This window comes from Desulfomarina sp. (assembly GCF_054039375.1).
This window is the reverse complement of sequence record NZ_JBPLBA010000084.1, coordinates 1-5,083: the sequence shown is the minus strand read 5'-3', so window position 1 is coordinate 5,083 and position 5,083 is coordinate 1. Positions and strand designations below refer to the sequence as shown.

The 5,083-nt window shown below is 47.7% G+C and carries 5 protein-coding genes; all 5 read right to left on the bottom strand.

Annotated features, from left to right (window positions below; translation table 11 throughout):
• Positions 1-570: 570 nt before the first annotated feature.
• Positions 571-1,578 (bottom strand): galactose-1-phosphate uridylyltransferase, encoded by a 1,008-nt coding sequence (gene galT / locus ACXLDX_RS04465; protein ID WP_457575992.1) that lies wholly within the window; start codon positions 1,576-1,578, stop codon positions 571-573.
• Between the two features lie 6 nt (positions 1,579-1,584).
• Entirely contained in the window at positions 1,585-1,947 is a 363-nt protein-coding gene (gene dksA, locus ACXLDX_RS04460; RefSeq protein ID WP_228857052.1) for an RNA polymerase-binding protein DksA, read from the bottom strand.
• A gap of 270 nt (positions 1,948-2,217) precedes the next feature.
• The gene (locus ACXLDX_RS04455; RefSeq protein WP_457575991.1) at positions 2,218-3,030 is read right to left on the bottom strand and encodes an ABC transporter ATP-binding protein; all 813 of its coding nucleotides are present in this window, start codon (positions 3,028-3,030) and stop codon (positions 2,218-2,220) included.
• Positions 3,023-4,081 carry a FecCD family ABC transporter permease gene (locus ACXLDX_RS04450; protein WP_457575990.1) on the bottom strand — a complete coding sequence of 353 codons (1,059 nt, stop codon included), beginning with the start codon at positions 4,079-4,081 and terminating at the stop codon, positions 3,023-3,025. The genes ACXLDX_RS04455 and ACXLDX_RS04450 overlap by 8 nt, the downstream gene beginning before the upstream one ends.
• A 5-nt stretch (positions 4,082-4,086) precedes the next feature.
• Positions 4,087-5,055 (bottom strand): hypothetical protein, encoded by a 969-nt coding sequence (locus ACXLDX_RS04445; protein WP_457575989.1) that lies wholly within the window; start codon positions 5,053-5,055, stop codon positions 4,087-4,089.
• Positions 5,056-5,083 lie beyond the last annotated feature (28 nt).

The window sequence follows — 5,083 nt, the reverse complement described above, 5'->3', positions numbered from 1 at the left end:
TCGTCAAAGACCTCAACCACCTGCTCGTTAAAGACAAAATCTTCATTGATGGTGTCGACCCGAAAAAGTGTATCTCTGGGGAAACTGTTTTTCATCCAACTGTTCCTGCAGATGAGGTTGTTTTTTTAGTTAATTTATTGTAATAATGGATATTATTTTTATAAATATCCATGAAACTCAGCCGGATTCGGCATGTGATTGCCTAGGAGGCTGTTCGAGAATGCCCTTTTGCCCAAACTCTTCAGAATTTGCGAAAAATAATGCTCGCAATATCACCTATATGGCTGTGCTTATTTTCCGAAAATTCTTCGATTTTGAACAAAATGCCTATTCTCGGACAGCCTCCTAGTGTCTGCCCAGAAATGAGGATTTTTGTTCGAGATCAAGGCGCACGGGAAATTTTACCTCAGGCATATAATTGATATCGGAGTCTACGCTTACCTCCGAGGATAAAATTTTTCGGGCAACGCAGATATCGGGCAAAAAGACCAACTATGGACAGGTACTCACTATAGCCCCATGCGGAACAAAAGGACCGTAAAAGCTGGGAACCCCTGCGAGCAATTACCATTATTTTTCCAGAGACTTTCTCAGAAATGTTGCTGCTTCCTCAGGAGGCAGTGGATTAATATAAAAACCGGACCCCCACTCAAAACCTGCAATGGATGTCAACTTGGGAACTATTTCAAAATGCCAGTGGAAATATTCTGTTCCCCCGGTCCGGAGAGGTTCAGTGTGTAATACAAAATTATATGGTACATTGGGAATACAGGAAGTAAGCCTCTGCAAAGCTTCTCCAAAGATACATGACAGATCATAGAGCTCTTCATCACTCTGCAGACAGTAGGATGATTGGTGATGTTTCGGAAGAACCCACATTTCAAATGGAGTTCGTGGTGCAAAAGGTGTGATTACAATAAAGCGCTCATTCCGGCAGACAACCCGTACATCCTGCTGCATCTCCTGACGGATTATATCACAGAAAAGACAACGCTCCTTGTAACTGAAATATGATTTTGCTCCATCAAGTTCGGAAACTATCATCCTTGGCAGGATAGGCAGAGCAATCAACTGGGAATGGGAATGTTCAAGGGACGCACCGGCAGCTTTACCGTGATTTTTGAAAACGAGTACGTATTGAAACCTCGAGTCCTTTTCGAGGTCGAGAATTCGCTCCCTGTAAGCCCTGAGAACAAACTGCATTCTCTGCGCAGGGAGATCGGAGAAAGACTCTTCATGATCAGGGCTTTCTATTATCACCTCATGGGCCCCGATACCATTCATTTTATCATAGAGACCAACACCTTCCTTGGCCAGATCACCCTCTATTATCAAGGCGGGAAATTTATTCGGCACAACACGGACCAGCCATCCCGATCCATCACCATCAAAGCCATTTTCGTCAAATCTGGCCGACCATACTTCAGGTGGAGTAAATGACTCATTCCCAGGACAAAGCGGACAGAAACCACCCCCGCTTTGAGGCTTTTCCACTGGAAAATCAGTTGGTCTCCTGCTCCTCTCTTTGGAAATAATTATCCATCGTCCAAGAACCGGATCCTTCCGTAATTCAGGCATGGAACCTTATTTCCCCTGGGACTTTTCTTTTGTTTCCTGGAGGGTCTTGCAATCAATACAGTAAGTTGTCACGGGCCGGGCTTCAAGCCTCTTCAAACCTATTTCCTCGCCGCAGCCATCACAAATTCCATATTCTCCTTCATCCAGCCGGACGATGGCCTGTTCAATCTTGGCAAGCAGTTTACGTTCCCGATCCCTGATTCTAAGCTCAAAACTCCTTCCCGATTCAATCGTTGCTCTATCATTAGGATCCGGTATATTCGTTGTCTGGTCCGTCATTTCCGAGAGGGTTTTTCCGGCCTCTGCAAGAATTTCATCTCTTTTCTGCAGCAGTTGAGAACGGAATTTATCCAGTTGTTCCTTATTCATTCATAGCTCCTCAAAAATCAGATTAATGATGTGGAAAAACGTAAGACCTAAATCCTGCAATTGGTAAGTTCGGAGTCTACGCTTACCTGCCGAAGATGCGAGGTTCAATGGCGCTGACGTATAGGCATACTTCAAGCCATTGAAAACGAAGCAGATTCGGTAAAATTGCCAATCCCGCAGGGCAAAGAAAATGAAAAAATTTACATTCACTCAAAAAGTGAATGGCCAAATCCGCTAAACATATCATAACATATAGAAATAAGGCAATAATTACATTTTTTCATTTTCTGAAGTGCAGGATTTAGGTTGAAAATTAACATGCAGGTTCCCGCCCTGTTGTCTCCCGGAAATATTTGCGTAAACCCCGAATACATCCAGAATATTTTCCGGGGTCATAACCTGCCTGGTGGCGCCGAAATGGTGAATGCGCCCCTTTTTCATAAAAAGAATCTCATCACAGTAGCCAGCCGCGAGGTTGAGATCGTGTATAACTGCAATTATTGTTCGTTTTTCGCTTTTGACAAGTTTTTTTGCCACATTAAAAATCTGCAGGGTGTATTTTATATCCAGACTGGCCGTGGCTTCATCAAAGAGAAGCACCGGGGTATCCTGGGCAAAGGCTCTGGCCACCACGGCCCGCTGTTTCTGGCCGCCGGACAGTTCTGTGAACTGTCTGTTCCGCTCGCCCAGGATGCCGATGGTTTCCATGGCCGTTCTCACATGGTTCCAGTCTTCGGCGGAAGGGGAACCGAAACGGGGAATATACGGGTGCCTGCCCATGAGGACAATTTCTTCCACCGTATATTCAAATCCGGTGCTGAATTCCTGGGGAACAAGGGCAATCCTGTGGGCCAGTTTTTTACGCGAATAGTCCTCAATCCTTTTATCCATAAAGAAAATACTTCCCCGGTCCGGTTTGCGATTGCCGATCAGCAGGTCAAGAAAGGTTGTCTTGCCGCAACCGTTTGGGCCGATTATGCCGTAAAACCGGCCCTCCTTTAAGGAGAGTGAAATATCGTGGAGTACGGGTGTCTCTTTATAGGCGAAAGAGAGATGATCAATTGAAAAAATACTGTTATTCATGGCGCACCCCCCGCTGTCTCTTTCGGAAGATCACACAGAAAAAAGGCCCGCCGATCAGGGCGGTCAATACGCCTATGGGCACTTCCACGGGGAGTACGGCCCTGGTCACGGTATCTGCCAGAAGCAGGAGTATGGCGCCCGCGAGGGCCGAGACGGGCAGAAGTCTGCGGTTATCCGGCCCAACCATAAAGCGCATGAGATGGGGGACGATGAGGCCGATAAAGCCGATGATCCCGGTCATGGCCACGCAGATTGCGGTGACAAAAGAGGCTGTGAGCAGCAGAATGATGCGGACTCTGGCGGTCTCCACCCCAAGGGCATCGGATGACCTGGAACCAAGGCTCATGATATTGAGGTCCCGCCCGTAAAAACAGGTGATTACTCCCCCGATGAGAACGGCAGCACCAATGAGCAGGACACTGTTCCAGGTGCTGGAAACAAAGGATCCCATTAACCAGAAAATAATAATGGCCACCTGCTCATCAGCCAGGTATTTCATGAAACTGATCCCGGCGGACAGGATGGCACCGACAATCACGCCGGAGAGAATCAGGGTATTGGCAGAGATCTGGCCGTTAAAGGTGGAGAGATGAATAACAATAAAGAGAGTGACAATCGCACCGCAGAAGGCAAAGAGTGGGATGGAAAACTGGCTGAACATGGTCAAATTGGCCAGAAGGGCAAGAGACGCCCCGAAGGCCGCACCACTTGAAATGCCAAGGGTATAAGGGTCTGCCAGCGGGTTGAGGAGAATGCCCTGGTAGATGACTCCGCTTATGGCAAGGCCCGCTCCCACGAGTGCGGCGGTGAGGATGCGCGGGAGACGCACGTCCATGACAACGTAGGGAATGGTTTTATCTATTCCTGCAAGCAGGTCACTGTTGTCGGTGATGGAGGAGATAATTGTTCTGAAAATCTCGGAAGCGGAGATGGTGATATAGCCCATTCCGGTGGAGATGACAATGGTGGTGATACAGGTTACCGCCAGCGCCAGGGTCAGGAATAAAAATCTGTTTGAAAATCGGCTGGGCATTCTATTTTTCGAAACCATAAAAATTATGCGGTAAGAAAATAATAACAGAGGGCAACTGTGATAACAGACAGTGCCCTGGTGACCTGACTGACGGTGACGAGCTGCAGGGCCAGTCCCGGACTGTAAATTCCTGTATAGTACGGGAACTGGTGACGAATGGCCCTGATGGGAGCCGCCAGAATATTGCCTGCCAGAAGAGCGAGAACAACTTCCCGGTAGGTCAGGCTGTTATCTGCGATCATTACACCTGCCGCCGCGAGACCGGCTGAAAATTCGGCGGTGACATGGAGTACGACGATACCGATACTCTTGGGGTTCAGCCAGCCGAGAAACCAGGCATGCGTGGCAATCAATTCTTCCAGTCGGGCGAATACCCCGTACCTGTTGAGTAAAAAAAAGACGACATAGACAGGTACCATGAATCTCAGCAGTTTCACCAGTCGTTTTTTCAGTCTTTTTATACTTTTTTGAAAGGCTTCCTGCCAGTCGATTTTTTCGGGTTTTTGAGTTGATGAGGAGCTTGAAGTTTCGTCTTTTCTTGGGGGAAGGCTGATTCTTCCAAGAAGAATCACAAAAAAAGTCTGGAGGATGGCCGCACTGAAGGTGAGCCCGACATAGATTACCGCGGCACCCTTGATCAGCGGGGCAGTGAGAAAAAAGACAGTGGGCAGATGGAGAAAAAAGCGGGGCAGGGAATTGAAGAGATTGGCCAGAACAAGTTCCTTTTTGTCAATCCTGCCCTTGTCATAGTTTTCGGCCAGCATGGCATTGGCAGAAACACCGGAAAAAAAGGCTACGGAAAAACTGGCGCCGGTGACGGAGGAAAGCCGTCCCATCCGGATCAGGGGTCTGGCCAGAGTGGCCAGCCTGTGGGTCCAGTTCAGGCTTTCGATAAAATTGGCAATCAGGAGTCCCACGCAGATAAAAAACGATATCCTGAGAAGTGGCCACAGAAGATGGGGCCATATTTGCGATATAAGACTCTGGTCCATTTTAATGATGAAATATCAGTACCTAAAT